Raw genomic sequence first — 25,783 nt, 5'->3', positions numbered from 1 at the left:
CAGGAAGACTCCTTTGCCGCTGGCCCCGATCCGGGACCCGCTCTTCATACGGGTAAGGGCCGAAGCCCTGCAGTTGAAGCTTCATCGGTTCAACAAATGCAACCCTACGCAGGTCACCGGAACCACTCACCAGTACGCACCACTCCAGTTTTTCCGGCCGACTACGTAGCCCGTCTTTTCGGACTACTCGCTTCCACCCGTCTGCCTACGTGGGGTCCACGGCACGGGTCAATGCTCGTCGTCGTACGCCCGCATCTCGCCCTCGAGCTCCTCGCGCGTGGTGATGCCGAGCTTCCCGTAGATACGGTAGAGGTGGCCCTCCACGGTCCGCGTCGACAGGACGAGCGTCTCCGCGATGGCACGGTTCGAGGCTCCATTCGCGGCGAGCCTCGCGATCTCGCGTTCCCTGGCCGTCAGCTCATGGGATCCGCGAGGATCCCCGTCGTCGTGCGTGAGCACGCCCTCGAGCAGCGACTGCCGGTGGCGCACGGTACGCAACGCCATGCGCCGCGCCCTGCCGTCGCCCTCCTTCTCGAACAGGCGCATCGCCCTCGCCGAGGCCTCCGCCGCGAGCGGGATCTTCTGCAGACCCTCCGCACGGTCCGCGGCCGCGAGCAGGGCGTTGGCATCGTGGTCCACCATGGCATGCGCGTAGCCGGAGAGCACCTGTGCCTCCGAGCCCTCGAACTGGTCGGCGAGCTCGGCGAGACGCCAGGTCCGTTCCGTGTCCCCGAGGACCGTCAGGAGTTCCAGGATGTCCTTCTCGCACGAGAGGAAGGAGGCGTCCCGCGCGGCCTCGGCCAGTGCCCGGAGCCCGCTGAGGTCTCCCGTGCCGTCGGGCCCGCCCGTGCCGGCCGCGGCGAGGAACGCCCGCGCGAGGAGGAGCAGCGGGCGGCTGCCGATCGGCGCCACCCCGGCGAACTCCTTCTCGAAGGCCGAGGCTGTTCCGTACTCCCCCAGGGAGTGTGCGGCCCAGGCTGCGACGCCGAGCGCGTAGGGCAGCAGCATCTCGGAGTCCACCTGCCGGAGGGACGCGAGAGCCGGCTCGAGGAGGTGCAGTGCGGCACGGAACTTCCCACGGCGCGCCTCGAGGACGGCCTCGAGCGCCGCCAGCGGGCCGCCGACGTACTCGAAGCTCACCACGGGCCGCTGCCGGTACTCCTCGAGCGCCTCCCGGGCGGTGGCGAACTCACCGGCGTGGATCAGTGCGCTGACGTACCGCCCGACGACGCGCGGACGCAGGTGCTCGAGGTCTCCGCGGGACCGGTCCACGGCATCGACGGCTGCCCGGATGCCCGCCAGCGCCGTGTCGCACTGGCCGAGCGCCGCGTCGGTCTCACCGCGGAAGAGCAGCAGGAGGACCGGCAACGAGGACCCGGATTCCGTTCCCGGAGGGGCGAGTACGGCATCGAGGGCGTCCGCCTCGGCGCGGGCGGTCCGGAACTCGCCCTCGAGGATCCACCCGAGCAGATGGAGCAGCCCCAGTGCGTGCCCGGCCTGCCCGGTCTGGTCCGGCTCCTCCGCCGGCGCATTCCCCTCCACCGCAGCCAGCCGCTCCGCACACGTGTCGGCGATCGCATGGATGCGGCTCGGGTCCTCCCCCCGCTGCACGCAAGCCAGTGCCTTCAGCACGGCGGCATCGGCGGCGGTGACGGGCCGGGTCGTGTCCGCCAGGACCTGGTCGAGCAGTTCGACGGCGACCGCGTACTCTCCGAGGCCGAGCCGCACCCGCGCTTCCTCGACCACTCCGGCGGGCTCCTCCCCCGCCGCCCGCGCGGCTCTCGCGAACCGCAGGGCGGACTCCGGGCTGGAGACGTGCGCCGCGGTGCGGGCCGCCGCCAGCAGGACGGCCGGCGACACCGCCGCACCGCAGTCGAGGGCCCAGTCGAGGTAGTCGATCATGCCTTCGTCCACGGCCGGCGGCACCACCTCGTCGTCGAACACGCGGCGGCGCAGGTCCGCGCTGCGCCCGGCGGGGACCAGCGCCCTGACGACGCGGGCCATCATCGGGTGGGCCACCCTGAACGCACTGGTGGACGAGCCGATGGTGCGCAGGAGTCCGCGGCGCACGAGCTGCTGGGCCACGGCGTCCTCCTCGATCGCCGCCAGGCGCGCCTGCGGGAGGCCGCCGCTGAGGGCCACCACCTCGTAGGCGGTGCGCTCCTGCTCCGTGAGCTCCTGCAGCAGGGTCTTCGCGAGGTCCATCAGGGGCGGGGCGGGAGGGTGGAACCGGCCGGAGAGGCACCACACGCCGTCGTGCTCCACGAGCTCGCCGGTGGCGGCGGCGTGGTCCAGCAGCGCGCGCAGCATCAGGGGGTTCCCGGCGCTCTGCCGGGCGAGGTAGTGGCCTGCCCCCTGGGACAGCCGCCCGCCCTGGATCGCCTCACACAGTGCGAGGGCGTCCGCATCGGCGAGGCCGGGAAGGTCCACCCTGCTGATGAAACCGTCCGTGTAGAGGGAGAAGAGGTCCCCGGCCCGCGGCGGCAGGCCGTCGGAGAAGAGCACCACCTTGATGACGCGGGAGATCACCAGCTGGGTGAGGATGTGGCTGCTGTCGTCATCGAGGTACTGGGCGTCGTCGACCACCACGACCGCGTTCCGGCCTTCGGACGCCGCCCGGAAGTAGGCCACGAGGGCGCGGAGCGCGGAGAGGGAGGAATCCAGGGCCTGGGGTGTGGCGTGGGAGAGGTACGGGCCGAGCGCTCCGTACGGGACCTGCGCGAGGGTCTCCGTGGCCCGGACGAGGAAGAACCGCGTCTGCAGCGGGTCCCCGGTGGTCACGAGCCGCCGCGCGATCGCGCTCTTGCCCGTCCCGAACTCGCCCACCACGAGTGCCCCGTGCAGATTGGGGTGGGACAGCGTCTGGGTGATCGCGTCGATGGGGCCTTGCACCCCTACCAGAGGGACCCGCCCGCCGTCGACGGTCATCCGAGCGGTGCCGGGAACAGCTCTGCGAGCTGGGAGCGGGAGGACACGTGCAGTTTGGAGTAGATCTGGTACAGGTGCCCCTCGATGGTCCGCACGGACACGCACATGGCCTCGGCGATCTCCCGGTTCATGAGGCCGCTCACCGCCAGCTGGGCGATCTCCGCCTCCCGCGGGGTGAGGCAGTCGAGCTGGGAGGTGGGCCCGCCGGCGTCGAGATCCGCCAGGACGCGCCGGGCCCGATGCTGGACCTCGCGCACCGTCGACTTGTCCCCCAGCGCCCGCGCAGCGTGGAGGGCGGAGCGGGCGGCATCCCGCCCGAAGTTCTGGTCGCCGCCCGCGGCGGCGAGATCCATGGCCTGCAGGAGCACCTCTGCATCACGGTGGCTCACGCCCTTCGCGAACGTCTCGCACAGGTGGGCGTAGGGTCCCTGTACGCGGGCGGCGACCTCGGAGAGCTCCGTCAGGGACCCGGTGCTGCCGAGCCGCACCGCACTCGTGAACGCGGACAGCGCGAACAGGGATGCGCCGCGTTCCCTGTCGCTGCGCCCCATGGCCTGCAGCTGCCGCGCGGCGTCCGGCTTCGCCTCGCGCAGCCCCACGCTGAGCAGCTGCAGCTGGGACGCGACCCGGCGCACCAGCCAGGGATCACCCGCCGTCGGCTCCGCGTGCACCAGGAGTGGGATCGCAGCCTTGATGTTGTCGCTCATGGCATGGCAGTAGGCGATGGCCGTGGCGGCAAGGGGCAGCACGCGCTGCGGGTCGCCGACCCGCAGCTGATCGAACGCCGGTGCCAGGACCGCCAGGGCGTCCTCCGGCGTCCCGTACCGGCCACGGACGAGTCCCAGGGCCACCTGCACGGCCGAACTGTGGAGCACCGTCCCGCTGTCGCCCTCCGCGAGGCGGAGCTTGCGGGAGCCCTGCTCCCAGGAGCCGGTGGCGCTGTAGATGGCGATCAGGCGCAGGTAGGAGAGTTCCCGGGTGCGGGAGGCGACGTCGGGCTCCTGCAGGCGGTCCGCGAGGGAATCGGCGAGTTGGAGCGCGTCCAGCTGGTCCTCCAGCATGGCCCACGCCTCGGCCAGCAGGACGTCGGCGGCGATGCCCTGGTCCCGGCCCAGCGGGACGCCGCCCGAGCGGAGGGACAGCACCAGATCCCGCGCCTCGATGAACCGGCCCTGCAGTGAGGCGACCTCCGCACGGGCGATCACGATGTCGGCGCGGAGCCGGGCGCGCTCCTCCGGGTCGACGGCGGCGTCGGACTCCAGCCGCTCCCCGGCGTCGTCGAGTGCCTCGTCCACCCCGCCCAGCCCGAGGCGGTGGCGCAGGAAGACGCCGGCGAGGAGCAGCGGCACGGCCTCCGCTGCCGGCGCGTCGTCGAGCAGCGGAGCGGCGAGCAGCAGCGCGTTGCCGGCGTCCTGGAAGCGTCCGGTGAAGGTGAGGGCGCGGAGGCGCTCGACGGCGGCGGCCGCCGAGGAGCGGTAGGCATCGCCGAGCTCGGCGTACTCGACGGCGGTGCCGTACCTGCCGGCGCGCTTCGCCGAGCGCGCGGCGGCGAGCGAGAGCCCTGCCGGGACCGGCCGCTGGCACTTCAGCAGCCACTGGGTATGTCGCTCAGGATCGAGCAGGTCACCGAGCACGGAGCCCTCGACCCACTTCTCGTAGAGCTCGCCGGCGCGCAGGGCCGACAGGGACGCAGCCGTGCCCGTGCCGATCACGGTGTCCCGGAACTCGACGCACTCCTGCTCGCCGTGCCTCACCGCGAGCAGGCCGGCGGTCTGGAGTGCATCCAGGTCCGCGCTGCCGGTGATGGACTGCGTGACGGTGAGGGGCAGACACCCGGCCAGTGCGACGACGTGGGCGATCTCCTGCTGCCCGGGAGTCAGTTCCTCGAGGATGAGCTGGACCGCCTCGGCGATCTCCGTGGGGACGGGGATGCTGCCGGGCAGGAGCACCCAGGTCTCCCCGTGCCGCACCACGCTGCGCCCGCGGACCGCCCGGATCGAGGCCTGGAGGAAGCGCGCGTTGCCACCGCTCATGCGGTACAGCAGCGCCGCGGCCTCGGCGCTCACCACCCCGTGCAGCTCGGCCGCCGCGAACGCCCGCGCCTCCAGGGCGTCGAACGGCGCGAGATCCAGCCGGCGCAGGGAACCGTCCCGCCAGAGGCCCGCGAACTGGGGGTCCGCCGCGGCGAAGTCCTGCGCCGTCAGCAGCACACTGGCGGTCCCGCCGAGCACGAGCTGCCCGATCAGGGCCGCCGAGGACGCATCGAGGTACTCGACGTTGTCCACGGCGAGGACCACGCGGCGCCCGCGCGCCTGCTGGTTCAGGAAGTCCGCCACGGCGCGGAGCACCATCACGGGATGCTCGACGACGTCCGCCTCGAGCTCCGTGAGGAGGAAGTTGACGGGGCGGTAGGCCTGGTCCCGGAAGCCCCGGGCCCCCCGGATGCGGAGGACGTACAGGGCCGTCGCGCTGGAGGAGAGCACCTGCTGCACCACGGCGGTCTTGCCGACGCCGGCCTCCCCCACGAGCACGGCGCCGACCGATCCCGGGGCGGTCAGGGCCTCCTCGACCGCCGCGAGGATGTCCGCGCGCCCCACGAAGGAGGGGGCCTCGTCCGGAGCAGGTGTCAGACCGGGGCTCTCGGGCGGGATGGAGCGAGCAACTGACACGCCCTGGCCGTTCGCAGCCATAGGACCACATCCTAGGTTCGAGGGGTCGTTCGCCTCCGAGCCTAAGTAGAGTCACGACGGGCTACACGAGTAGCACTTACGGGAGTTGCACTCCACCTACTCGATTGTTAACCCACGAACTACCGTGCGACTACCTCAAATCGGTCAAAAAACTACTTGCTGTATCAAGTAATTGCCTGTCGACCGCGGCTTCCGCTCAGGCGTTACCGTCGAACAGGCTGGTGACCGAGCCGTCGTCGAACACCTCGCGGATGGCCCGGGCGATCAGCGGGGCGATGGACAGCACCGTCAACTGCGGGAACCGCTTCTCCGAGGGGATGGGCAGCGTGTTGGTGACCACGACCTCGCGGGCACCGGATTCGGCGAGCCGGCGTGACGCCGGCTCCGAGAACACCGCATGCGTGGCGGCGATGATGACATCCTTGGCGCCGGCGTTCTTGAGCACCTGCACGGCGCCGGAGATGGTGCCGCCGGTGTCGATCATGTCGTCGATGAGCACGCAGGTGCGGCCCTCCACCTGGCCCACGACCTGCTTGGAGACGGCCTGGTTGGGGACGGTGAGGTCGCGGCTCTTGTGCACGAAGGCGAGGGGGGCGCCGCCGAGGCGCTCCGCCCACTGCTCGGCCACGCGGACCCGGCCGGTGTCCGGGGAGACGACGGTGACGTTGTCGGCGTCGACGCGCGAGCGGATGTAGTCCGCCAGCAGCGGGATGGCCATGAGGTGGTCCACGGGGCCGTCGAAGAAGCCCTGGATCTGGGAGGTGTGCAGGTCCACGGACATGAGCCGGTTGGCGCCGGCCGTCTTGTAGAGGTCCGCGACGAGGCGGGCCGAGATGGGCTCGCGCCCCCTGCCCTTCTTGTCCTGGCGGGCGTAGGGGTAGAACGGTGAGACCACGGTGATGCGCTTGGCCGAGGCCCGCTTCAGGGAGTCGATCATGATGAGCTGTTCCATCAGCCAGTTGTTCAGGGGGGCCGGGTGTGCCTGGATCACGAAGACGTCCGTGCCGCGGACACTCTCCCCCGACCGCACGTAGATCTCGCCGTTGGCGAAGTCGTAGGCCGAGACCGGCAGCAGCTCGGTGCCCAGCCAGGAAGCGATCTCCTCCGCCAGCTCCGGGTGCGCGCGCCCCGAGGCCAGGACCAGCTTCTTCTCGCCGTGTGCGGTGATCTCGCTCATGCCTGAGTGCTCTTCTCTTCGGTGGGGGTACTCGTGGGGGGTTCTGTGGGCGGCGTGCCGGCGGCGCCCGCGGCATCGGCGGAGGCGGTGCCGGGCCGCTTCTTGGCCACCCAGTCGGCGATGTTGCGCTGGGGTGCGACGTTCACGGCGAGGGAGCCCGACGGGATGTCCTGGCGGACCACGGCGCCGGCACCGGTGTAGGCGCCGTCACCCACGCTCACCGGGGCCACGAAGACCGTGTTGGAGCTGGTGCGGACGTGGGAGCCGATCACCGTGCGGTGCTTGTTCACGCCGTCGTAGTTGGCGGTGATGTTGCCGCAGCCGATATTCGTGTACTCGCCGATCTCGGCGTCACCGGCGTACCCGAGGTGGGACAGCTTGGAGCCGCGGCCGATCGTCACGTTCTTCGTCTCGTAGAACGCCCCGATCTTCCCGTCCTCACCCAGGACCGTGCCGGGGCGCAGGTAGGTGAAGGGGCCCACGCTCGCGCCGGCGCCGATGCGCGCGCCGCTGCCGTGCGTGCGCACCACCTGCGAGCCCTCGCCGACGACGACATCGGTCAGCGTGGTGTCCGGGCCCACCACGGCGTCGCGTGCCACGGAGGTCTCCCCGTGGAGCTGCGTGCCGGGCAGGATGGTGACGTCCTCCTCGAGGACCACGGTGGAATCGATCCAGGTGGTGGCCGGGTCCACGACCGTGACCCCGGCCAGCATCCACCGTCCGACGACGCGGCGGTTGAGTTCGGCGCCGAGCGCGGCGAGCTGCACACGGTCATTGGCGCCCTCGACCTGCCAGCGGTCCTCCTGCACCACGGCGGCGACGCGGCCGCCGTCGGCCCGCGCGATGGCGAGGACGTCCGTCAGGTACATCTCGCCCTGCGCGTTCGACGCATCGACCTGCGTCAGGGCCCGCCGCAGGACGTCGGCGTCGAAGGCGTAGATGCCGGAGTTGACCTCGCGGATGGCCCGCTGCTCGGGCGAGGCATCCTTGTGCTCCACGATCGCGAGGACGGTGCCGTCCTCGTGGCGCTGGATGCGCCCGTAGCCGGTGGGGTCCTCGAGGACCGCGGTGAGGACGGAGACGGCGTTGGCCTCGCCGTGGTGGACGGCCACGAGCTCCTGCAGGGTCTCGGACGTGAGCAGCGGGACGTCGCCGTAGGTGACCACGACGGTGCCGCTCAGCGGGCTCCCGGTGCGGGCGTCGAGGCCCTCGAGCGCCACCTGGACGGCGCGCCCGGTGCCCGGCAGCTCGTCCTGGTCGATCAGGACGGCCTCGGGATCCACGCTGCCCACGTGCTCCGCCACGCGGTCCCGCTCATGGCGGACGACGACGGCGAGCTCCCGCGGCCCGATGGCGCGCGCGGCCCGCAGCGCGTGGCCGATCATGGAGATCCCGCCGATGGGGTGCAGGATCTTGGGGGTCCGCGACTTCATGCGGGTGCCCGCGCCGGCGGCGAGGACGATGACGGCTGCCGGGACGTCGCCGTCCCCGAGGTGCGTGGTTTCGTCCTGGTTGCTCACGAAGAAGCGCTCCTACCTGTAGGTGACCGGCGTGTGCGGCGGGCGGGCCGACCCCGGCCTTCCCCGTTCCGCCCATAGGATTCGAACCTATACTCCACAGCTCCAAAGGCTGGGGTGCTGCCATTACACCAGGGCGGACCGCGACGTACCCCGGTGGGCCGGGGCATGTGCGCACGGTTATCTAGTTTGCCATGCCCGCGGGACTTTGCCACGACGCACCCGTGGACAGCCCCGGCACGCGTGCACCGGGACCGGGCGGGGCCGGGCGGCCGGGGTCAGAGCAGCAGGAACAGGACGACGACGACGACGAACACCAGGACGAGGGTCCCGACGACGGTCCAGCTGCGGGACTGCCCCCCGTCCTCGCGACGGCGACCGTGCTCGGGCGATGGTGTGGTGGACATGCAGCAACGGTAGAAGCCGGCGGATCGGTCCGGCAGCGTGCCCGCTACTCGACGGCCGGCCCCGACCACTCGCGCTGCCGCCGGGCGGTCGCCGGGCGACCATTGAAGCCCTCGCGCGGCGGGGCTAGATTACGAGCATGCGTCCTCCCCGGCCAGAGTTGTCCAACGCCGTCCCGCCTCCCGCGCTCAGGGTGGAGCCTCCTCCCCCGCTGGTCCGGTCCGTGGGCGCGCTGTGGCTCATGGGAGTCGTCGTCGGCGGCGCTGCGCTCGTGACCGGCTACCTGGACCGCGACACCCATCTGGCCGGCCTCCGGGAGACCGCCGCAGGCCTCGACGGCGCAGCGGACGCCGCCCGGCTGGACCAGGTCGCCGCGATCGCCCTCTGGGGCACGCTCGCGCTCTTCGCGGTGGTGCTGGTGGCCGAGGGCCTGCTCGTCCGCCCGCTGCTGCGCGGCGTCGGCGGCGTGCGGTGGGTGCTCCTCGTGATGCTCGCGCTCGATGCGGGTGCGGTGGTGCTGGTGTTCGCCCTGCTCGGTGACGGCTCCGCAGGGTTCCAGCCCACGGTCCATCTGGCGGGTCTCCAGCTGGCGCTTGCTGCCCTCGCGTTCCTCCTGGGCCTGCTGCCGCCGGCGTCGCGGTGGTTCAGGGACGCGCGCTCCCGACGCTGACGGGCGCGACCGCCGGGTCCGGTTCGGCCACCCCGGGGGCGGGGCCCGCACGGACCGCCAGTTCCTCGCAGGTGCGCACCACGATCTGGCACGCTTCCTGTGCCCCTCGGCCGGTGAGCGGGTTCTCGGCCAGCAGGCGCCATCGGTGCAGCCGCGCGAGCGCGGCGGACCGCACCTCTCCGGGGTCGGCGGCCGCATCGAGTCCGAGGCGGTCCGCAGCGGCCGTGCCGGAGCCTCCGACCAGGCGCTCGGCCTCCACCACCGCAGGTGCGGGCAGCGGGACGCGGCCGGCACGCAGCGCGGACAGCAGTTTCAGCTCGGTCATCTCGTGGGCGCTGGCCGTGATCCTCTCGACGCCGGCGTGCAACCGTGCGGCGCCGTCGCGCGGGTGCGCAGCGAGGATCACCTCGAGCCCGGTCAGCGCCGTCCGGACCCGCAGGGCGGTGGCCCGCGCGTCGAACTGCCGCGTCACGAGCGTCATCAGTTGGTCGAGCCCGCTGCGCCGCGCCAGCTCGTGGGCCAGCGCCGTCGCTCCGCCGGTGCCGCCGCGCACCAGCGCGGCGCCCAGCCGGAGCCCGAACATCCCGAACCGGTCCAGCAGGTGCGCCGCGTCCTCCGCCGAGATGCCGAGGGCCGCGCTGCCCGCGACGAAGCGGTCGGCGGAGATCAGGGTGCGCTCCCTCTCCGTCCTGTCCAGCGCAGCCAGCGCCACGAACACCTGGTACTCCGCCTGCCGGAGGGTCCGCGCGCTCTGGGCCAACAGGCCCGCCATGGGGAGGACGTCGAGCACCAGGGACCTGAGGGACGGATCGGCCCGGTAGCGGTCGGCGATGCGGGAGGCGGCGATCAGCGAATCGAGCCGCCCCGCCCCCACCTCGTCCGCGCGCGAGAGGACGGCGAGCGCGTTCACGGTGCCCGAACGGGCGGCGCTGGTGTCGTGGAAGGCCTCGAGGAACAGCAGGTCCGAGGCGTGCAGGTGCCGCATGAGGTAGATGACGGCGTCGGCCTCGGACGGTGCGTCCACCGGAGTGAGGAACCGCGTGCTGCGCTCGGAGACGTCCGTGGAGAGCGAGGCGATGCCCGGGGTGTCGATGAGCGTCAGGGCGCGCAGGTTCTCGGCCGGCCAGTCGACCACGAGGCGCGCCACCTCCTCGGCACGCTGCCCGCCGAGGTCGAACACGAGCCGCCCGCCCACCCGCGTGAGGGGCAGCAGTCGCGGCTCGCCCTCCACCGGATGCAGGGTGATCCGGGGCGTCGCCGCGTAGCGGTACCAGGTGATGATGCGCGTGCACTCCCCGGTGTCGGTGGGGGCGATCTCCTCGCCGATGATCGCGTTGAGGAGCGTGGACTTGCCGGCCTTGACCATGCCGGCGACGGCCACGCGCAGCGGCTCGCGCAGGCGCCGCGCGTACCCCTCGAGCTCGGCACGCACCGCCGGGTCGTCGTCGTAGATCCGCAGTGCGTCCGCGAGGAGGGCCACGACGGCGCCGCTGTCCTTCACGCGGGCGCTCCCACGACGCCGGTGGGGTCGCCGTCGGCTTGCGCGGGCTGAGCGGGCTGAGCGGCCTGCGTGGGCTCCGGCAGGAGGCGCCCGGCCTGCGCGTGCAGGCGGTCGATCGCGGCGAGCTGGGCCTTCAGCTCCGTGATGCGCGCCTCGCGTTCCTGCCGGAAGGTGGACGCCGACCGCTGCGCCGCGGCGACGGAGTCCGCCAGGGAGCGGTGGTGCTCCTCGGCGAGGGCGCCGAAGTGGTCGCGGATCTCGCGCTGGACGAGCCGCAGCCGATCCTTGAGCTGCTTGCCCACCTGGAACACGACGTCATCCATCTGGCGCCGTACCAGGCTCTTCGCCTCGCCCTGCCGACGCTTCAGCCGGGCGTCCCTGTCCTCGCGGTACGCCTTGCGGCCGAGCAGGAGCCCGGCGCCGACCGAGAGCGGATTGATGAGGGACATGCCGATGATGCCGGTGAGCAGGCCGAACATCAGCACACCGCCGTAGGACCCCCGCATGCCGATCAGGACCTTGCCCGCGGCGCTCACGTGCCCGGGGTCGAGGAACGGCACCTCCTCCACGGGGGCGAGGACGCCGTCCGTACTGGAGACCTCCAGCAGCGGCAGCGGGACCTCGTCGAGCGCGAACAGCTCGGCCACCTGCTCGGCGAGCCACTGCGAGCGCTCGTTCGTCCACACGAAGGTGTCGGACACCGCGGAGGCCACGCGCTGCTCGAGCCACTCGGCGAACTGGTCCCAGACGAGCCCGGGATCCCCCTCGTCGATGGCGGCCTCGGCTTCCCGCTGGATGGACCGGAGCCGGTCGCGGAGATCGTGCTCCATGTCGCTGATGAGGTCGGACGCGCCGTCGTTGAGGGTGGTCTGCCAGCGGGAGGACCGCTTCCGCTGCTGGTCCGCCCGCTCCTTGGCCTCCTCGAGGTCGGCGAGGAGGAGGGGCACGCCTTCGGGGTCCTGGAGTGCCTGCAGCTCGGCCGTGACGGACAGGCGCAGGTGATCGGCCGTGGAGAGCAGGTCCTGTGCCACCGACTTCCGGCGCAGGGCCTGCGCCTTGCCGACCACCTCGTTGCGGAGGTAGCCGATGAGTTCCGGGAAGCCCGACTCCCGGTTCAGCTCCACGTCCCTGGTCTGCGATGCGAACAGGCGGAGGTCGGAGGAGACCGGGATCAGCGGGGCCGGGATCCCCGCCTCCGAGAGATGGCCGCGGTCGAGGTCGGCGACGGCCCGCCACTGCGGATACAGGTCCGTCTTGGACAGCACGCAGCCGACGTTCGGGACGATCCGCGTGGCCTGCCTGAGGAAGCGGAGCTCGGGCTCGGTGTACTCCTGGGAGGCATCGGAGACGAGGAGCATGGCATCGGCCGTGGGCAGGGCGGTGAGGGTGGTCAGGGCATGGGCCGACTCGAGGCCGCCCACCCCCGGGGAGTCGATGATCGACAGCCCGTCGGCCAGGAGCCGGCGCGGGAGGAGGACCTCCGCCGACGCGAGGCCCTGCCGGTTGGACGGGTTGCCCCGTTCGGAGACGAACCCGGCGATGTCCTCGAGGGCGATCGCGCGGCGTTCGACGCCGTCGTGGTCCGGCCCGCCGTCCGTGCGGGGCATCAGCACCGCGGCGCTGGCGGGATCCCCGAAGCCCACCACGGTGGGCACTGACGTGGCGATGTCGTCGTCGACAGGACAGACCGGGGCGTTCACGAGCGCATTGATGAGCTTGCTCTTGCCCTGTTTGAACTCCCCCACCACGATCACGCGGATGTCCGGATTGGCCAGGCGTCCGAGCGTCTGCTGCAGCCGGTGGCGCAGGTCCGCGCGGTCGCCGGTGGCGACCAGCGCAAGGCCGCTCTTCACGAGCGGAATGAGATCATCCACGTGATACTCCCCGATGAGTTGTTCCATGGGACCGCGGGCAAGCCCGACGGGAACAGCTCCCCGTCGGGCTCGCCCAGGCCGTGCTGCGATCAGAGCGAGGAATCCTCGACCTCGATCTCGGTCTCCAGTTCGACATCCACCTCGTTGTCGACGAAGAACGCGGAGTCGTCGATGGACGTGAAGTCGTCCCTCGAGTTGTCGGTCGCGGTGAAGGAGTCCTCGATCTCCACGTCGGTGTTGATCGACTCGTCCTGGGTGAACGAGTCCTCGATCTCCACCTCGACCTCGGTGGTGTCCGAGTTGTCGTTGTACGAGTCCGTCAGGGAGTTGTCCGTCGTGGTCGTCGTCTGCTCCGCCGTGAACGAGTCCTCGATCCTGACGTCGACGTCGGTGTTGTCGGAGTTGTCGTTGTACGAGTCCTCGACCGAGTTGTCCGAGCGGTCGGAGTTGTCGGTGTTGAGGGAGTCCTCGATGTCGACGTCGATGTCGGTGTCCACCGAGTTGTCCGAGCGGTCGGAGTTGTCGGAGTTGTCGTTGTACGAGTCCTCCAGCGAGTTGTCGGAGTTGTCGTTGTACGAGTCCTCGATCGAGTTGTCGGAGCGGTCCGAGTTGTCCGAATTGTCGTTGTAGGAGTCGTTGGTGTTGCCGATGGCGACATTCGAGGAGCCGCCGGCGTGGACGTTGGTGGAGTGGTCCTGCGAGTGGTCGTCGGAGTTGTCCACCGAGTTGTCGACCTTGGCGTCGCCGTCCGCCGCGACCGCCCGGTCGCCGGAGGCGACGATGGCCTCGTTGTCGAACCACTGGGTGACGTCGCCATCGGCCCAGATGTTCTGGTTCACGGACTGGTCGGTGATGGTGTCGCGGTCGTCCACGGACGTGGTGTACGAGTAGTTGTTGACGATGTGCAGCAGCTGCTGGACCGCGTGGCCGTGATCGCTGTCGTCGTGACCGTGGTCGTCCTTGTCGTCGTCGTGACCGTGGCCGTGGTCGTCCTTGCCGTCCTTGCCGTCGTCGCCGTCCTTGCCGTCGTCGCCGTCCTTGCCGTCGTCGCCGTCCTTGCCGTCCTTGCCGTCGTCGCCGTCGCTGCCGTCCCTGCCGGGAGCACCGTCCCAGCCGTCCTTGCCGGGAGCACCGTCCCAGCCGTCGTCGCCGTCCTTGCCGGGAGCACCCGGGGCGACATCACCGGAGGAGTTCCCGCCGGTGTCGTAGGTGCGGTCGAAGCTGACCGGGGCGTAGTCCAGGACCACGGGCAGGACGGCGTCGACGTCGTCGCTGCAGACGTCGCCGAGGCCGGCGCCGGCCAGGACGGCTTCGGGGTCGCTGATGAATTCACGGGCCGCCTCCTCGTCGTTGAAGAGGTTCATCAGGAAGTCGAGGAGGTCTGAGGCGAGAGTAGTCATGGGATGTTCCTTCGGTGAGGTCGGATCCGCCGGCGGCTCTGTCGGCGTGTGTCAAACGTAGGAGCGGGGGGCGGGGCGGGACATCGGTGGTTGCCCCCCTGATCCCCGAGGCGCGTTAGGGGTTTCATCGACCCCGGTCAGGGGGACCCAGGGGGTCGGGGCCCCTGCCCTGCAGTGGAGGCGCGGCGGTGGAGGGCTCCGCGGAGGTGGTCCCGAGCGACAGCCGAAGCCGTGCCAGCAGGTCGGAGCGCGACGACGCTCCGACGCGGCGCCGGATGCGCGCCACATGGTGCTCCACGGTCCGCGGGGAGATGAAGATCTCCTCGCTGATCTCGCGGTAGGTCCGTCCCTGCAGCACCAGCTGCGCGATCTCCCGTTCACGGGCGCTGAGCGCCGGCCCCCCTGCCCTCCGGACCCCGGGACCCCGCATCCCGGCATCGGCTCCCGGCGCCCCGGCACCGTCCGTCGCGGGACCGCGCGTTGCGGGACCGGCGCCGGCCGTCCGGTGCGGGAGTGCCGTCCGGGCACCCGCCGGCGTCCGGCCCCCCGGCGGGTCGGCGGCCGCAGGGGAAGGCCCGACGTCGGGTCGCGTGATCCGCTCGCGCGCAGGCCGTAGATCGCGCGCGCAGGAGAGCAGCCGTGTCATGTCCCGACGGTCGTCCGCCCGTGCCGCCGCGTGGCCGGCCAGGCGCGCCCCCTCCCAGGCGAACCCCGCGGCTGCGAGGCCCTGCGCTGCAGCCTCGACGGTGCCGGTGTCGAAGCGTCCGGCGAGGACGGAGACCCAGGCCTTGCCGGCGAGCGCGAAAGTGGCCGCCAGGGGGTAGGCGGAGGGCTGATGGACCAGCGCCGCCGCGTGCGGGGCGAGGTCGCCGGGGCGTTCGAGCAGGAGCGCGGCCTGGGTTGCGGACCAGTGCAGGGGGACGGACCACAGCGGCGGGTTCCCGAGCGTCGAGAGCAGCGCCCATGCCTCGTCGAGGTGGGGCCTGAGCGCGTCGGAGTCGCGGAGCCGGGCTGCTGCGATGACCAGTTCGGTGAAGGGGAGAACGGTGAGGAGGTCCACGGAGACGTGCAGCAGCGCCTCCCGGGCACGCTGCCAGGCCTGGACGAGTGCCGCACTGTCCCCGGCCCGCCGGGCCAGTCCCACCTCGAGCGCCTGCAGCAGGAGGTGGTCCCGCGGGGCGAGGCGCTGATCCCGTGCGCCGGCCTCGTCGCAGAAGTCCCGTGCCAGGGCGGGCTGGTCCATGAGCATGGCCGCCCAGCCGCCCAGGAGGCAGAGCCGGGGCCGCGACACCCGGCCGCCCTGCCCACTCGCGAGTGCCGCCTGGATGACGGCGAGCGCGGTCTGGTGGTGTCCGGCGAGGAGCGCGACGATCGCCGCGAGGCACGCGGGCAGTTCCGGGGCCGGGGACACCCTCCCGCTCGCGTCGAGGGTGTCGGACGAGCGGATGAGGAGGGGCACGGCGCCGGACGGGTCGGGGCCGAGGGACTGCAGGGCGCCCTCCGCGAGCAGGAGGTGCGCGACGTCGACCAGCGACGGCGACGCCGCCGAGGCTCCGCCCGAGGCCATCGCCCGGGCACCCGCCGCGTCGCCCGTGGCGAGCAGGGCCAGCGCGCCGAGGGTCTCCACCCCGGTCGCTCCTGCTCCCGCCGCCCAGCGGTGCACGTCGGCCGCCCGGGACATCATGCCCCGATGGGCCCACAGCGCGGAGGCGACGCGCACGGCCCGCGCGGCATCGGGGAGCACCGGTTCCGGGTCGGCGCACCCGTGCCCGAAGTAGGTGTCGAGGATGCGGGAGGCGGCGTCGAGGTCGCCGGCGCAGAACGCTGCCTCGGCCCGGCGCGGAGCCGTGCCCACGGCGTCGGCTCCGGCGTGGACCGCGCGTTCGAGCAGGTCGAGGGCCGCAGCGGGATCGGTGCCCAGCAGCGAGGTGCCCTCCTCGACCAGCACCCCGGCCACGCGGCCGTCGACGAGGCCGTCCGCGGCGAGCCGGCGCGCGAGCGGGCCGAGGGGGAGCGATTCGGAGCAGTAGAGGTCCACGAGGGCCCGCTGCAACCGGCGTACCTGGTAGGGGTCGGCGTCGCGCAGCATGGACGCCCGGAGCTCGGGGGTCGGGCGGCCGTCCGGCCGCACGAGGCCGGCGGCCCTCGCCTCGGCGGCCAGCTGTTCGGCGGGCACACCCTCGTTGTACAGCAGCGGCGGGACGAGCCCGGGGATCGAGAACCCGAGGCACAGCGCGAGGACCACCTCGTAGGTCGCCGCGTCGAGGGGCAGGTCGTGGAGCGAGGGCTCGCCTGTCTCCACGTCGTGGGCGGTCACCTCACGACTCCGGGGTGACGGACGACGGCGCGGGGTCGCTCGGCGGTGGATCGGCGGGCGCCGGTGCTTCGAGCGTGACGGTGGGCTGCGGTTCAGGATCGGCGGGGGGCGGGTCGGTGNCCGCCGGACCGTGGGCGGCCACGAGCGCGGTGCGGGGGCCGGTCCGCGCGAACCCTGCCGCGTTGGTGGGCGGGACGGGTGCGCCACCCTGCGGCCCGTCGGCCTCCTCCCCCGCCGCCGGCTCCTGCCCGCCCGCCGTCTCGTCCAGGGCGGAGGTGGCGAAGGCGGCGCCGAGGGCCACCGATGCCTTGGGGTCCACGTCGACGGCCAGGGGGCGGTCGAACTCCTCGGACAGGAGCTGGGCGACCAGCGGGATGCGTGACGATCCGCCGATCAGCAGGATCGCGGTGAGATCCCCGCCCCTCACCCCCGCGCTCTCGAGGGCGGAGCGGAGGGTCACGAGCGTGTCACCGAGGGCCGGTTCGATCATCGCCTCGAATTCGGACCGGACGATGCGCACCTGCGAATGCTCCCCGGGCATCATCACGGACACCGTGGCCTCGGAGTCGGAGGACAGGGCCTCCTTGGCCTCCGTGCACTCCTTCCGGAGGCGGGACAGCGCGGCGAGGACCTCGGGTGCCGGCTCGAGGTCGGCCGGCGGGAGGTCCGTGCTCCCGAGGACGTGATCGAAGATCTCCTGGTCGAAGTCCGCCCCGCCGAGCCGCTCGAGCCCCTGGGGCGTGCCGAGGACCGCGAACGTGTCGGCGTCGGTCTTCCGGAGCACGGTCGCGTCGAAGGTCCCGCCGCCGAGGTCGTAGACGGCGAGGGTGCTGCCTGCGGGGACCGTCTCCCGCGCGGCGTACGCGAGCGCTGCCGCCTCGGGCTCGGTCAGCAGGACGACGTCGCCGATACCGACCTCGGCCAGGGCCTGCCGCAGCAGGGAGGTGCGGTGCCCGCCCCAGCCCACGGGGTGCGTGAGGGTGACGACGTCGGGCGCTCCGCCCTCCCGCTCCGTGGCGACACCCACGACCCAGTGGACGACGGCGGCGACGAGCTGCTGGGGGAGGACCTGTTCGCCGCCGACCATGAGGGGGATGTCATCACCCATGCGCCGTTTGAACTCGCGGGCGACGCGGTCGGGCTGCGCGGTGCCCCGGCGTTCGGCGGCGTCGCCGACCAGCCGGGTACCGTCCGCCCCGAGGAACACGACGGTGGGGATGGCCGCCGTGCGGCTGCCGAGGGAGAGGACCTGCGGCACGCCGGGACCCTCGCCGTCCGTTCGGACGGTGGCGGCTGCCGTGAAACTGGTACCTACGTCGACGCTGAGACCGTAACCCATAGCTCCCCATGTCGTGCTCGTCCTTGACCACTCGAGCCCAGCTAACAGGACGGGCGTACGCCAGGACGAGAGTAGTCACCTGCCCCCGGTACTTGTCTTTCGGGCACGACTACTTGGCGAGCAGGTGCGGCTCCGCCACAAGAATCGGCAAGCATTTCGTCAGGTTCGACAGTTTCTTGCAAGGCTGGGAGGAAGCCTGCGGGAGCAGCCCGGGAGTGTCGCTAGCCTCTGACGAACTGGCCCGCAGCAGCGGGATGGTCTCTCCAGAAAGCAGCGCATGCTCCCCTGCCCCAGCCCGACCGCCCGCCGCCGGGCGGCGGTCGCCGCCGCCGCCGCCGTCGCCGTCTCGCTCGCCGTCTCCCCCGCCTCAGTCGCCTCCCCCACCCCGGTCGCGTCCCCCCTCGTCCATGCCGACGGGCAGGCGCTCGCCGGCACCGTCCAGGGCGACGGTTCCTTCACCGCCTCCGTGGACGCGCCGGCAGGGTCGAAGGTGAAATGGAAGGTCGACGGCACCTACCTCGGTCAGGACACCGTCGCACCCTACGCGTGGCCGGTGACCGTCGGGGCCGGGGAGCATAAGCTCAATGTCCGGTGGGAGACGCCCACCGGACGACAGGAGAGCACCGTGTACTTCTCCGTCGGCGCCCATCCGCCCGCCGCACCCGCACCCGCCGCCCCCACACCGGCACCGGCACCGGCACCCACACCCGCACCCGCACCGATAGCCACGCCGACGTCGACGCCGACGTCGAAGCCCGGGCCCATCCCCGCGCACGTCCTCCAGGTCTCCACGGCGGCCGGGCTCAGGACCGCCCTCGCGCAGGCACGGCCCGGGCAGGTCATCGAGCTGCAGGACGGCCGCTACATCGGGGCCTTCAAGGCGTCGGCCTCGGGCACGGCGGCGTCCCCGATCACCCTCCGCGGCTCCCGCAAGGCGGTGCTGTCCAGCGGGTCGACGTCCTCCGGCTACGGACTGCACGTCACCGGCTCGCACTGGCGCATCACGGGTGTCTCCGTGGCGTCCTCGGCCAAGGGGATCGTGCTGGACGGGTCCACGAACACGATCATCGACGGCGTGGACGTGGGCACCATCGGCGCCGAGGCGGTGCACTTCCGGTCCGGGAGCTCCGACGGCGCCATCCGCAACTCCTTCATCCACGACACCGGCCTCAAGCAGCCCCAGTACGGCGAAGGCATCTACCTGGGCAGCGCGAAGAGCAACTGGACCAGGGGTGCGGCCGATCGCTCCGACCGCGTCGAGGTGCGGAACAACCGCATCACGAACACGTCCGCGGAGGGCATCGACGTGAAGGAGGGCACCACGGGCGGTGTGATCATCGGCAATACCTTCACCCATGCGGGCGGCTCCGGCGCCAACTTCGCGGACTCCTGGGTGGACGTCAAGGGCAACGGCTACCGGATCGAGGGCAACACGGGGTTCGGGACGAAGCTGGACGCCTTCCAGGTGCACGCGGTCCTCGCCGGGTGGGGCACGGGCAACACCTTCGCGGGCAACACCGTACAGGGCGGGGTCCCCGGATACGAGGTCTGGGTGCAGTCTGCCACCCTTGGGACGGTCGTCGCCTGCAAGCCCAGCGGGGCGGTCCGCGGACTGAGCAACATCGCCTGCCGCTAGTCGTACAGCTGGTCGGTGGGACACGGAAGGGCCGGGTGGGAGAACGATCCCGCCCGGCCCTTCCGTCGTGCCCGGCTAGCCGACGAGCGTCGGCGTCTCGTCGCGGACGTCGGAGGCCAGCGCGACCGTGCCGGCCTGGGCGGGACGGCCGAGCGCACGGTACTGCCAGCCCTTCGACGTGTAGTCGTTGGCGTCCAGGGCGTGCCGCCCGTCCACGATGCGGCGGTGGTTCACGAGGGCGCCGAGCGCGTCCGGGTCCGCGTTCCGGAACTCGGACCACTCCGTGAGGAGGGCGACGACGTCGGCCTGGTCCACGGCCTCCGCCATGGACCCCACGTAGTTGAGGTCGGGGTAGCGGCGGTGGGCGTTCGCGTTCGCCTCGGGGTCGTACACGCTGACGATCGCGCCCTCGAGGTACAGCAGGCGGGCCACGTCGAGCGCCGGGGCGTCACGGACGTCGTCGGAGTTGGGCTTGAACGCGGCACCCAGCGCGGCGACCCGGACGCCGTCGAGGCTGCCGCCGGCCAGCTCGCGGATGAGATCCACGGTGCGCACGCGGCGGCGGTTGTTGATCGAGTCCACCTCGCCGAGGAAGCTCACGGCCTGCCCGACGCCGAGCTCCTCGGCGCGGTACTTGAAGGCCCGGATGTCCTTGGGGAGGCAGCCGCCGCCGAAGCCGAGGCCCGGCTTGAGGAACCGGCCGCCGATGCGGTCGTCGAGGCTGAGCGCCTTCGCGAGGTGGTTGACGTCGGCGCCGGTGGCCTCGCAGATCTCCGCCATCGCATTGATGAACGAGATCTTGGTGGCGAGGAAGGAGTTCGCGGCCACCTTCACCAGTTCGGAGGTCGCGAGGTCGGCGACGATCACCGGGGTGTCCAGGTCGAGGACCGGCTTGAAGACCCTGCGGAGCTGCTGCTCGGCCCAGGCTGATTCGACGCCGAAGACGAGGCGGTCGGGGTACAGGGTGTCCTGCACGGCGAACCCTTCGCGGAGGAACTCGGGGTTCCACGCGAGTTCCAGGTCCGCGCCGAGCGGGGAGATGGACTGCACCATCTCCGTGATGCGGGCGGCGGTGCCGATCGGGACGGTCGACTTCCCGACCAGCAGGGCCTTGCGGTCGATCCGCGTGGCCAGGGCCGTGAACGCGGACTCCACGTAGCGCAGGTCCGCCGCCGCGGAGTCGGCGGCCTGGGGCGTGCCGACGCAGACGAAGTGCACGTCGCCGAAGGCCGCGGCCTCGTCGAAGTCGGTGCTGAAGCGCAGGCGGCCGGAGGCGAGGGCCTCCTCGAGCTTCTCGGGCAGGCCCGGCTCGAAGAAGGGCACCGTGCCGGCGGTCAGCATGTCGATCTTGCGCTGGTCCACGTCGACGCCCAGGACGTCGAAGCCCATGATGGCCATGCACACGGCGTGGGTTGCGCCCAGGTAGCCGGTGCCGATGACGGTCACCCGCGGTGCGGGCCCGTGGTTCTCGGGGGAAAAGCTCATGGTCGGTCTCTTTCTGAAGTGGGGGGAGCTGGGGGTGGGGAACGCGTCGGTGGGTCAGCCGGAGGTGCAGGGTTCGTTCGACAGGCCTTCTCCGGCATCGGAGGCCGTGTTGCTGCATTCGACGACGTTGTCGCGCACGGGCTTCAGCGAATAGCCGAGGCCCGGTCCGTTGACCTGCGCCTCGTTGTCGCGGAAGACATTCTCGGTGCCCCAGCCGTCCACGATCTCGTGGGTCTGGAAGCCGTCCTGGGGCGAGTTCGCCCCGGTGTTCCCGTCGATCAGCCAGCCGCGGCCCTTCACGTCCACCCAGGAATCGGCCTCCACGATGGCGGAGCCGTCGAAGGTGTTGGCGCGCAGGACGCCGTCGGCGGTGCCCTCCTTGATGTCGACGCTCTCGGAGGTGGTCCCCGAGATGGTGTTCCCGGCGATCTCGTTGCGGTCGGAGCGGTCGGGCTCGCAGTTGCTGATGTCGCACCAGTTGCTCTCGGCCGTGCCGATGTAGACGCCCTCGCCGAACTTGGGCTTCCGCAGGCCGGTGTCGCTGATCGTGTTCCCGATGACGCGGTTGTCCGTGCTGAACTTCCGCAGGTGGACGGCCTCGTCACCGATGGTGGTGACGGTGAGGCCCGTGATCAGGGTGTCGGTGGTCTGGTCCACCATGACGCCCTTCTGGCCGTTGCGGACCGTGAAGCCCTGCAGCACCCAGTGGGCGGAGTCCTCCAGGTGGAGGACGTAGCCGTCCTCCGTGGTGCCGCCGTCGAGGATGCTCTCCGTGGAACCGCACAGCATGACGGGCTGCTCGGCGGTGCCGGCGGCCGAGGCCGTGAAATTGCCCTCGTAGACGCCCGGGGCGAGGTCGATGACGTCTCCCGGCTTCGCGGCGTCGAGCGCGTCCTCGAACTCGGTCGCCGTGGCCACCGTGACCGTCGGTTCGGGGCACTCGGCCGGCGTCTCCGCCGGCGCGGGCGCGGGCGTGGGGGCGGCGTCCTGGCTGGTCGTGGGCGCCGACTCCCGGGGGTCCTGCGCTGCGGGGTCGTCGTCCGCCCGGGTGAGGCCGACGACCACGACGACGGCGGTCACCGCGAGCGCCACGAGGGCCAGGAGAAGCGCGATGATCCGTCCGCGGCGCGTCATCGGGCGTTCCTGACGTCGTCGATGCGCACGATGCCGCGGCTCAGGGCCGTCAGCGGCACCCGCTCCTCGTAGGGGTTGCTGATGGTGCGGACGCGCAGGTGCCGTTTGCGGGTGAACGCGGTGGCCACGAGGAGTGCGCCGAGCAGCAGCCAGATGAAGGTCAGCGGCTGGAAGACGGAGTTCACGACGCTCTGGACGGTGGCGGCGGGGTGCCAGTCCAGGACGTCGTTCTCCTCGACCAGTGCCCCGGTGGAGGTCTCGTCCCAGATCGCGATGGTGCCGTCCCCGCTGACGTCGTTGCCGGTGACCCGGGTGTCCGGCACGCTTCCCACGAGGGTCACGCCGTGGCTGGAGATGGAACTCAGGGTGTTGCCGGTGACGATGGCGGAGGCGTCGCGCACGTACACGCCCGTGTCGGTGCCGGAGACGGTGTTGCCCCGGATGTCGGCGTGCGCACCCGCGTCCCGGACCGCGATGCCCTGCTGCCGCTGGTCGCGGATCTCGTTGTCGATGATGCTGACTCCTTCTGCTGCGTAGTTCACGACGATGCCGACCTCGTTGCCGCGGATCGTGTTGCCCGTGACCCTGAGGTTGTCGCCGCCGCTGAGTTCGATGCCGTAGCGGCCGTTGTCCGCGACCGTGCTCCGGACCACGCGGTTGCTGCCGTAGGTGACCACGGCGGTCCCGACGGCGTTGGGGCCGTCCGCGAGCGGCTGGCCGTCGAGCGAGAGCCCGTTGCGGCCGTTGCCGCTGGCGGTGACGTCCTGCAGTTCCACGCGGGCGCTGGAGCGTCCGACGGCGATGCCGTCCACCGCGTTGTCCGAGGACGTCGTCCCGGTGATGGTGGCGTCCGTGACGGAGCGGTGCAGGACCAGCCCGTCCACGAGGCTGCCGGTGATCGCGGTGTCGCGGATCGCGACGTCGCGGGCGTTGGTGATGAAGAGCCCGTAGGCGTTGTCCTCGACGGTCAGGTGGTCGATGCCGGCGGTGACGACGCTGTAGTCGAGTTCCGTCTGGTCGGCGAGCGACCGCAGGTCCGCCTCGGGCAGCAGGCGGGCGCCGGCGGGGGCCACGGGATCCGCGGCGGCCGGGGCGTCCTGGAACGTCCCGGGTGTGTCGGTGCCGGTCAGGGCGAGGCCGCCCGTGTTCCCGCTCCAGAACCCGAGCGAGGACACCGTGGCGTAGGAGAACGAGGCGTGCCCGCCGATGGCACGGACGTAGGCGCGGCCGTCGGAGGTGTCGGTGTCCGCTCCGGTGCCGTCCCAGCTGGTCACGGTGACGTCGGACTGCTCGGTGCCGGCCATGGCGAGCGAGCCGCCGAGGGCGACGATCGAGACGAAGGCGTCCTCGTCGCTGCGCAGGCGCACGGTCACGCCGTCGTCCCCGCTGAGGGAGAGGGTGGCGCCGGGCAGGACCACGATGTTCTCGGTCAGCAGGAACGTGGACGGCGCCTGCTGCGTGAAGGTGTCCGGGGCGAGCGCGAGGAGGTCGGCCGTGGTGTACGGCTCGGTACGGGCCGGGAGGACGAGCGTGTTCGTGGCCCCCGTGGTGAGACGGTACGGGCCTTCGAGCCCGTCGACGCGCCACCGGGCGGCGGAGGCGATGGTCCGCACGTAGACGAGGCGTTCCTCCTCGCTCTTCACGATGCGGGCCTCGCTGCGGGGGTCCCCCGTGTACAGCTCGCCCTGGACGTTGCCGTTGGCGGCGATCTCGTTGCGTCCGACGGCGTCCGCCTCGGAGGTGTCCCAGACCTTCCCCGCAGCCAGGAAGCCGGCACCCACGAGGGCGACGACCACGAGCGCGAGGAGGCCGAGGAGGATTGGCTTCCGGCCGCTCATGCGACGGCCTGCCGGGTGTCGGACGTCGCCGGGGCGGCGTCGGTCCTGGACTCGAGGCTCACGGCGTCCTGGCCGTCGCCGCCGATCTGGTCGGCGTGCCGGGTCAGCCAGCCCTGCTTGTTCATGGTCGCGAAGGCGTACAGCTTGATGGGCAGTGCCACGAGGATCACCGCGAAGGCGAGCACCGGCAGGATGAGGATGTCCCGCGGATGGCGGCGCAGATGGGAGACCCCGCGGATGCCACGGCCGAGGAGCAGCCAGCACAGGGCCGCGGCGATGCCGAGCGCGGTGAAGTCCAGCCGGTTGAAGATGAGGTAGAACATGGTCAGGCCCATGGTCACGGGGGTGAGCAGGATCTGCAGGACGGTGACCTTCGTGATGAAGGGCGTGCGCCAGAGCCAGCCGGTACCGATGGCCGTGAGGTAGCAGCGGTAGGAGTTGCGGCTCCACCGCACGCGCTGCTTGACGAAGGCGCTGAAGCTCGCGGGGAACATGGACAGCGCGCGCGCCGTGGACTGGTGGACGGTCTTGTAGCCGGAGGCCAGGACGAGCCAGGTCAGGCGGCCGTCGTCGCCGGAGATGCAGCGCTTGCCGAGGAAGTACTCGTTCTCGAGGTGCTCGAGGACGGGCAGGACGGCGGACCGGCGGTAGACCGCGGTCCTGCCGGAGATGCACGGCACGGCGCCGGCGGCACCCATCGCCGGGACGTAGTCGAGGTACCGCAGGTTGACGAGCCAGTCGGCGACGCGCCGCCAGACGCTCGTCTCCCGCATGTAGACCGTCTGATGGGTCCCCACCGCGCCGACGAGCGGATCGATGAAGGGCATCTGGACGTTGCGCAGCAGCTCGGGCTGCCACCAGGTGTCAGAGTCCGTGAGGACCAGGACCTCGTACTGCGCGAGGCGGATCCCGACGCCGAGCGCGGACCGCTTGCCCACGTGGTGGAAGAGGATCGGCTTGATCGTCGGGTCCTGGAGGGCCTCGATCCGGGCGTAGGCGTCGAGGTCCTTGACGTCGAGGACGATGATGATCTCGTCCGGGCCCTGGGCGCGCCAGGACTCGAGCGCGCTCATCAGGATCTCCGGGTCCTCGTGGAAGGACGGGACCACCACGGACGTGGTGGTGCGGTGGTCCGTGACGATCGGCTTCGCCCGGTGCGACAGGATGAACCGGTACAGCCACAGGGCCCAGACGATCGTGCCGGCGACGGCCACGGGGAAGTACGGCGAGACCTCGGCCCAGAAGGCGCTGAGATCCGCCTGGTCGAGGCCGGCGGTCCAGGCGGACCACTGGGAGCCGAGGCCGGCCAGGCCGACGTCGACGGGCGTGCCGGAGGCGGCGGCGGGGAGAAGAGGATGCAAGGGAGTCCTTGGGCAGGCTGGAGCGGCTGGGTGGGATGCACATCAGCGGGCTTGGATCGCCAGGCAGCTTCGCAGTCGGGCTGCGGTGCGGCGGGCGGGGCGGCGGCCGAATGATCATCAGCCGCCTTCTGATCCGACACTAGGGCAGGCGGTAGGGAAGCTGAACACTCGTCTAATTCCGCCCGACCACCTGTGACGGGATGCACTCCTACTCGGCAGCAAGGGAACTTCAGCACGCAGCGGGGTCGTTGCTCCACACACCCGTCCGCCGTTCCCGGCGGTCGTTCCGATGCAGCAAAAAGGGCCGTGCGCCTTTCCCCGCGCCACGACGGGGCGGGAAAGGACGCACGGCCCTACTCGTTCGACACGTCGCCGTATTGCCGGCCGACGACGGTGCGGTTACGTGGCTGTTACGCGCCACTACCTGCTTCTGCGGGGATCTCCCCTGCCCGGCAGGCCCGGGATGCTCCTCCGGGGGTTCCGCGACGTGGGAAACGTCACCGGGAAAAAC

16 protein-coding genes and 1 tRNA gene are annotated in these 25,783 nt (G+C 71.7%); 2 read left to right on the top strand and 15 right to left on the bottom strand.

Annotated elements, in window-relative coordinates; translation table 11 throughout:
• Positions 1-228 precede the first annotated feature (228 nt).
• From RY94_RS15200 to RY94_RS18585, 6 genes are all read right to left on the bottom strand, one after another.
• Positions 229-2,892, bottom strand: a complete 2,664-nt coding sequence (locus RY94_RS15200) for a LuxR C-terminal-related transcriptional regulator (RefSeq protein WP_043447175.1) — start codon at positions 2,890-2,892, stop codon at positions 229-231.
• Between the two features lie 32 nt (positions 2,893-2,924).
• Complete coding sequence (locus tag RY94_RS15195) at positions 2,925-5,618, bottom strand: LuxR C-terminal-related transcriptional regulator (RefSeq protein WP_043447173.1); 2,694 nt, start codon at positions 5,616-5,618, stop codon at positions 2,925-2,927.
• A 196-nt stretch (positions 5,619-5,814) separates the two neighbouring features.
• Positions 5,815-6,795, bottom strand: coding sequence for a ribose-phosphate diphosphokinase (locus RY94_RS15190; protein WP_043447171.1), 981 nt, complete (start codon positions 6,793-6,795; stop codon positions 5,815-5,817).
• Positions 6,792-8,315, bottom strand: coding sequence for a bifunctional UDP-N-acetylglucosamine diphosphorylase/glucosamine-1-phosphate N-acetyltransferase GlmU (gene glmU / locus RY94_RS15185; protein WP_052274471.1), 1,524 nt, complete (start codon positions 8,313-8,315; stop codon positions 6,792-6,794). The genes RY94_RS15190 and glmU overlap by 4 nt, the downstream gene beginning before the upstream one ends.
• Before the next feature lie 66 nt (positions 8,316-8,381).
• Positions 8,382-8,453 (bottom strand) — tRNA-Gln (locus tag RY94_RS15180).
• Between the two features lie 137 nt (positions 8,454-8,590).
• Entirely contained in the window at positions 8,591-8,719 is a 129-nt protein-coding gene (locus RY94_RS18585; RefSeq protein WP_269429762.1) for a hypothetical protein, read from the bottom strand.
• Between the two features lie 137 nt (positions 8,720-8,856).
• Between RY94_RS18585 and RY94_RS15175 the strand changes: the two genes are divergently transcribed.
• Complete coding sequence (locus tag RY94_RS15175; protein WP_156135208.1) at positions 8,857-9,387, top strand: hypothetical protein; 531 nt, start codon at positions 8,857-8,859, stop codon at positions 9,385-9,387.
• On the opposite strand, the gene RY94_RS15170 is transcribed toward RY94_RS15175, so the two are convergent.
• The 5 genes from RY94_RS15170 to RY94_RS15150 form a co-directional block, all read right to left on the bottom strand.
• Positions 9,362-10,888: a dynamin family protein gene (locus tag RY94_RS15170; RefSeq protein ID WP_082046419.1), complete on the bottom strand. Its 1,527-nt coding sequence runs from the start codon at positions 10,886-10,888 to the stop codon at positions 9,362-9,364. The genes RY94_RS15175 and RY94_RS15170 overlap by 26 nt on opposite strands.
• Positions 10,885-12,789 carry a dynamin family protein gene (locus RY94_RS15165; RefSeq protein WP_052274470.1) on the bottom strand — a complete coding sequence of 635 codons (1,905 nt, stop codon included), beginning with the start codon at positions 12,787-12,789 and terminating at the stop codon, positions 10,885-10,887. Before RY94_RS15165 ends, RY94_RS15170 begins: the two co-directional genes overlap by 4 nt.
• A gap of 62 nt (positions 12,790-12,851) precedes the next feature.
• Entirely contained in the window at positions 12,852-14,162 is a 1,311-nt protein-coding gene (locus RY94_RS15160; RefSeq protein WP_043447167.1) for an IniB N-terminal domain-containing protein, read from the bottom strand.
• 124 nt (positions 14,163-14,286) lie between these two features.
• The gene (locus RY94_RS18580) at positions 14,287-16,479 is read right to left on the bottom strand and encodes a LuxR C-terminal-related transcriptional regulator (protein WP_052274469.1); all 2,193 of its coding nucleotides are present in this window, start codon (positions 16,477-16,479) and stop codon (positions 14,287-14,289) included.
• A 1-nt stretch (position 16,480) separates the two neighbouring features.
• Complete coding sequence (locus RY94_RS15150) at positions 16,481-17,818, bottom strand: Hsp70 family protein (RefSeq protein WP_052274468.1); 1,338 nt, start codon at positions 17,816-17,818, stop codon at positions 16,481-16,483.
• A 277-nt stretch (positions 17,819-18,095) separates the two neighbouring features.
• Here RY94_RS15150 and RY94_RS15145 point away from each other — a divergent pair, with 277 nt between their 5' ends.
• The gene (locus RY94_RS15145) at positions 18,096-19,454 is read left to right on the top strand and encodes a right-handed parallel beta-helix repeat-containing protein (protein ID WP_052274467.1); all 1,359 of its coding nucleotides are present in this window, start codon (positions 18,096-18,098) and stop codon (positions 19,452-19,454) included.
• Between the two features lie 75 nt (positions 19,455-19,529).
• Here the strand turns inward: RY94_RS15145 and RY94_RS15140 are convergent, their stop codons facing one another.
• From RY94_RS15140 to RY94_RS15125, 4 genes are read right to left on the bottom strand one after another with little or no spacing between them, the layout of a single operon-like run.
• Positions 19,530-20,939 (bottom strand): UDP-glucose dehydrogenase family protein, encoded by a 1,410-nt coding sequence (locus tag RY94_RS15140; RefSeq protein ID WP_052274466.1) that lies wholly within the window; start codon positions 20,937-20,939, stop codon positions 19,530-19,532.
• A 54-nt stretch (positions 20,940-20,993) separates the two neighbouring features.
• On the bottom strand, positions 20,994-22,073 hold the full coding sequence (locus RY94_RS15135) for a right-handed parallel beta-helix repeat-containing protein (RefSeq protein ID WP_052274465.1): 1,080 nt from the start codon (positions 22,071-22,073) through the stop codon (positions 20,994-20,996).
• Positions 22,070-23,911: a right-handed parallel beta-helix repeat-containing protein gene (locus tag RY94_RS15130; protein WP_052274464.1), complete on the bottom strand. Its 1,842-nt coding sequence runs from the start codon at positions 23,909-23,911 to the stop codon at positions 22,070-22,072. The genes RY94_RS15135 and RY94_RS15130 overlap by 4 nt, the downstream gene beginning before the upstream one ends.
• On the bottom strand, positions 23,908-25,272 hold the full coding sequence (locus RY94_RS15125; RefSeq protein ID WP_231554567.1) for a glycosyltransferase: 1,365 nt from the start codon (positions 25,270-25,272) through the stop codon (positions 23,908-23,910). Before RY94_RS15125 ends, RY94_RS15130 begins: the two co-directional genes overlap by 4 nt.
• Positions 25,273-25,783 lie beyond the last annotated feature (511 nt).

It is taken from the genome of Arthrobacter sp. L77, assembly GCF_000816565.1.
GTDB classification, from domain to species: Bacteria; Actinomycetota; Actinomycetes; order Actinomycetales; family Micrococcaceae; genus Arthrobacter_D; species Arthrobacter_D antioxidans.
This window is presented reverse-complemented; position numbering and strand designations above follow the sequence as displayed.

Bases quoted from the DNA above. Each gene is read 5' to 3' on its own strand.
- RY94_RS15195 (WP_043447173.1), bottom strand. From the start codon at position 5,618: ATGGCTGCGAACGGCCAGGGCGTGTCAGTTGCTCGCTCCATCCCGCCC.
- RY94_RS15190 (WP_043447171.1), bottom strand. From the start codon at position 6,795: ATGAGCGAGATCACCGCACACGGCGAGAAGAAGCTGGTCCTGGCCTCG.
- RY94_RS18585 (WP_269429762.1), bottom strand. From the start codon at position 8,719: ATGTCCACCACACCATCGCCCGAGCACGGTCGCCGTCGCGAGGACGGG.
- RY94_RS15175 (WP_156135208.1), top strand. From the start codon at position 8,857: ATGCGTCCTCCCCGGCCAGAGTTGTCCAACGCCGTCCCGCCTCCCGCG.
- RY94_RS15165 (WP_052274470.1), bottom strand. From the start codon at position 12,789: ATGGAACAACTCATCGGGGAGTATCACGTGGATGATCTCATTCCGCTC.
- RY94_RS15160 (WP_043447167.1), bottom strand. From the start codon at position 14,162: ATGACTACTCTCGCCTCAGACCTCCTCGACTTCCTGATGAACCTCTTC.
- RY94_RS15145 (WP_052274467.1), top strand. From the start codon at position 18,096: ATGCTCCCCTGCCCCAGCCCGACCGCCCGCCGCCGGGCGGCGGTCGCC.
- RY94_RS15140 (WP_052274466.1), bottom strand. From the start codon at position 20,939: ATGAGCTTTTCCCCCGAGAACCACGGGCCCGCACCGCGGGTGACCGTC.
- RY94_RS15135 (WP_052274465.1), bottom strand. From the start codon at position 22,073: ATGACGCGCCGCGGACGGATCATCGCGCTTCTCCTGGCCCTCGTGGCG.
- RY94_RS15130 (WP_052274464.1), bottom strand. From the start codon at position 23,911: ATGAGCGGCCGGAAGCCAATCCTCCTCGGCCTCCTCGCGCTCGTGGTC.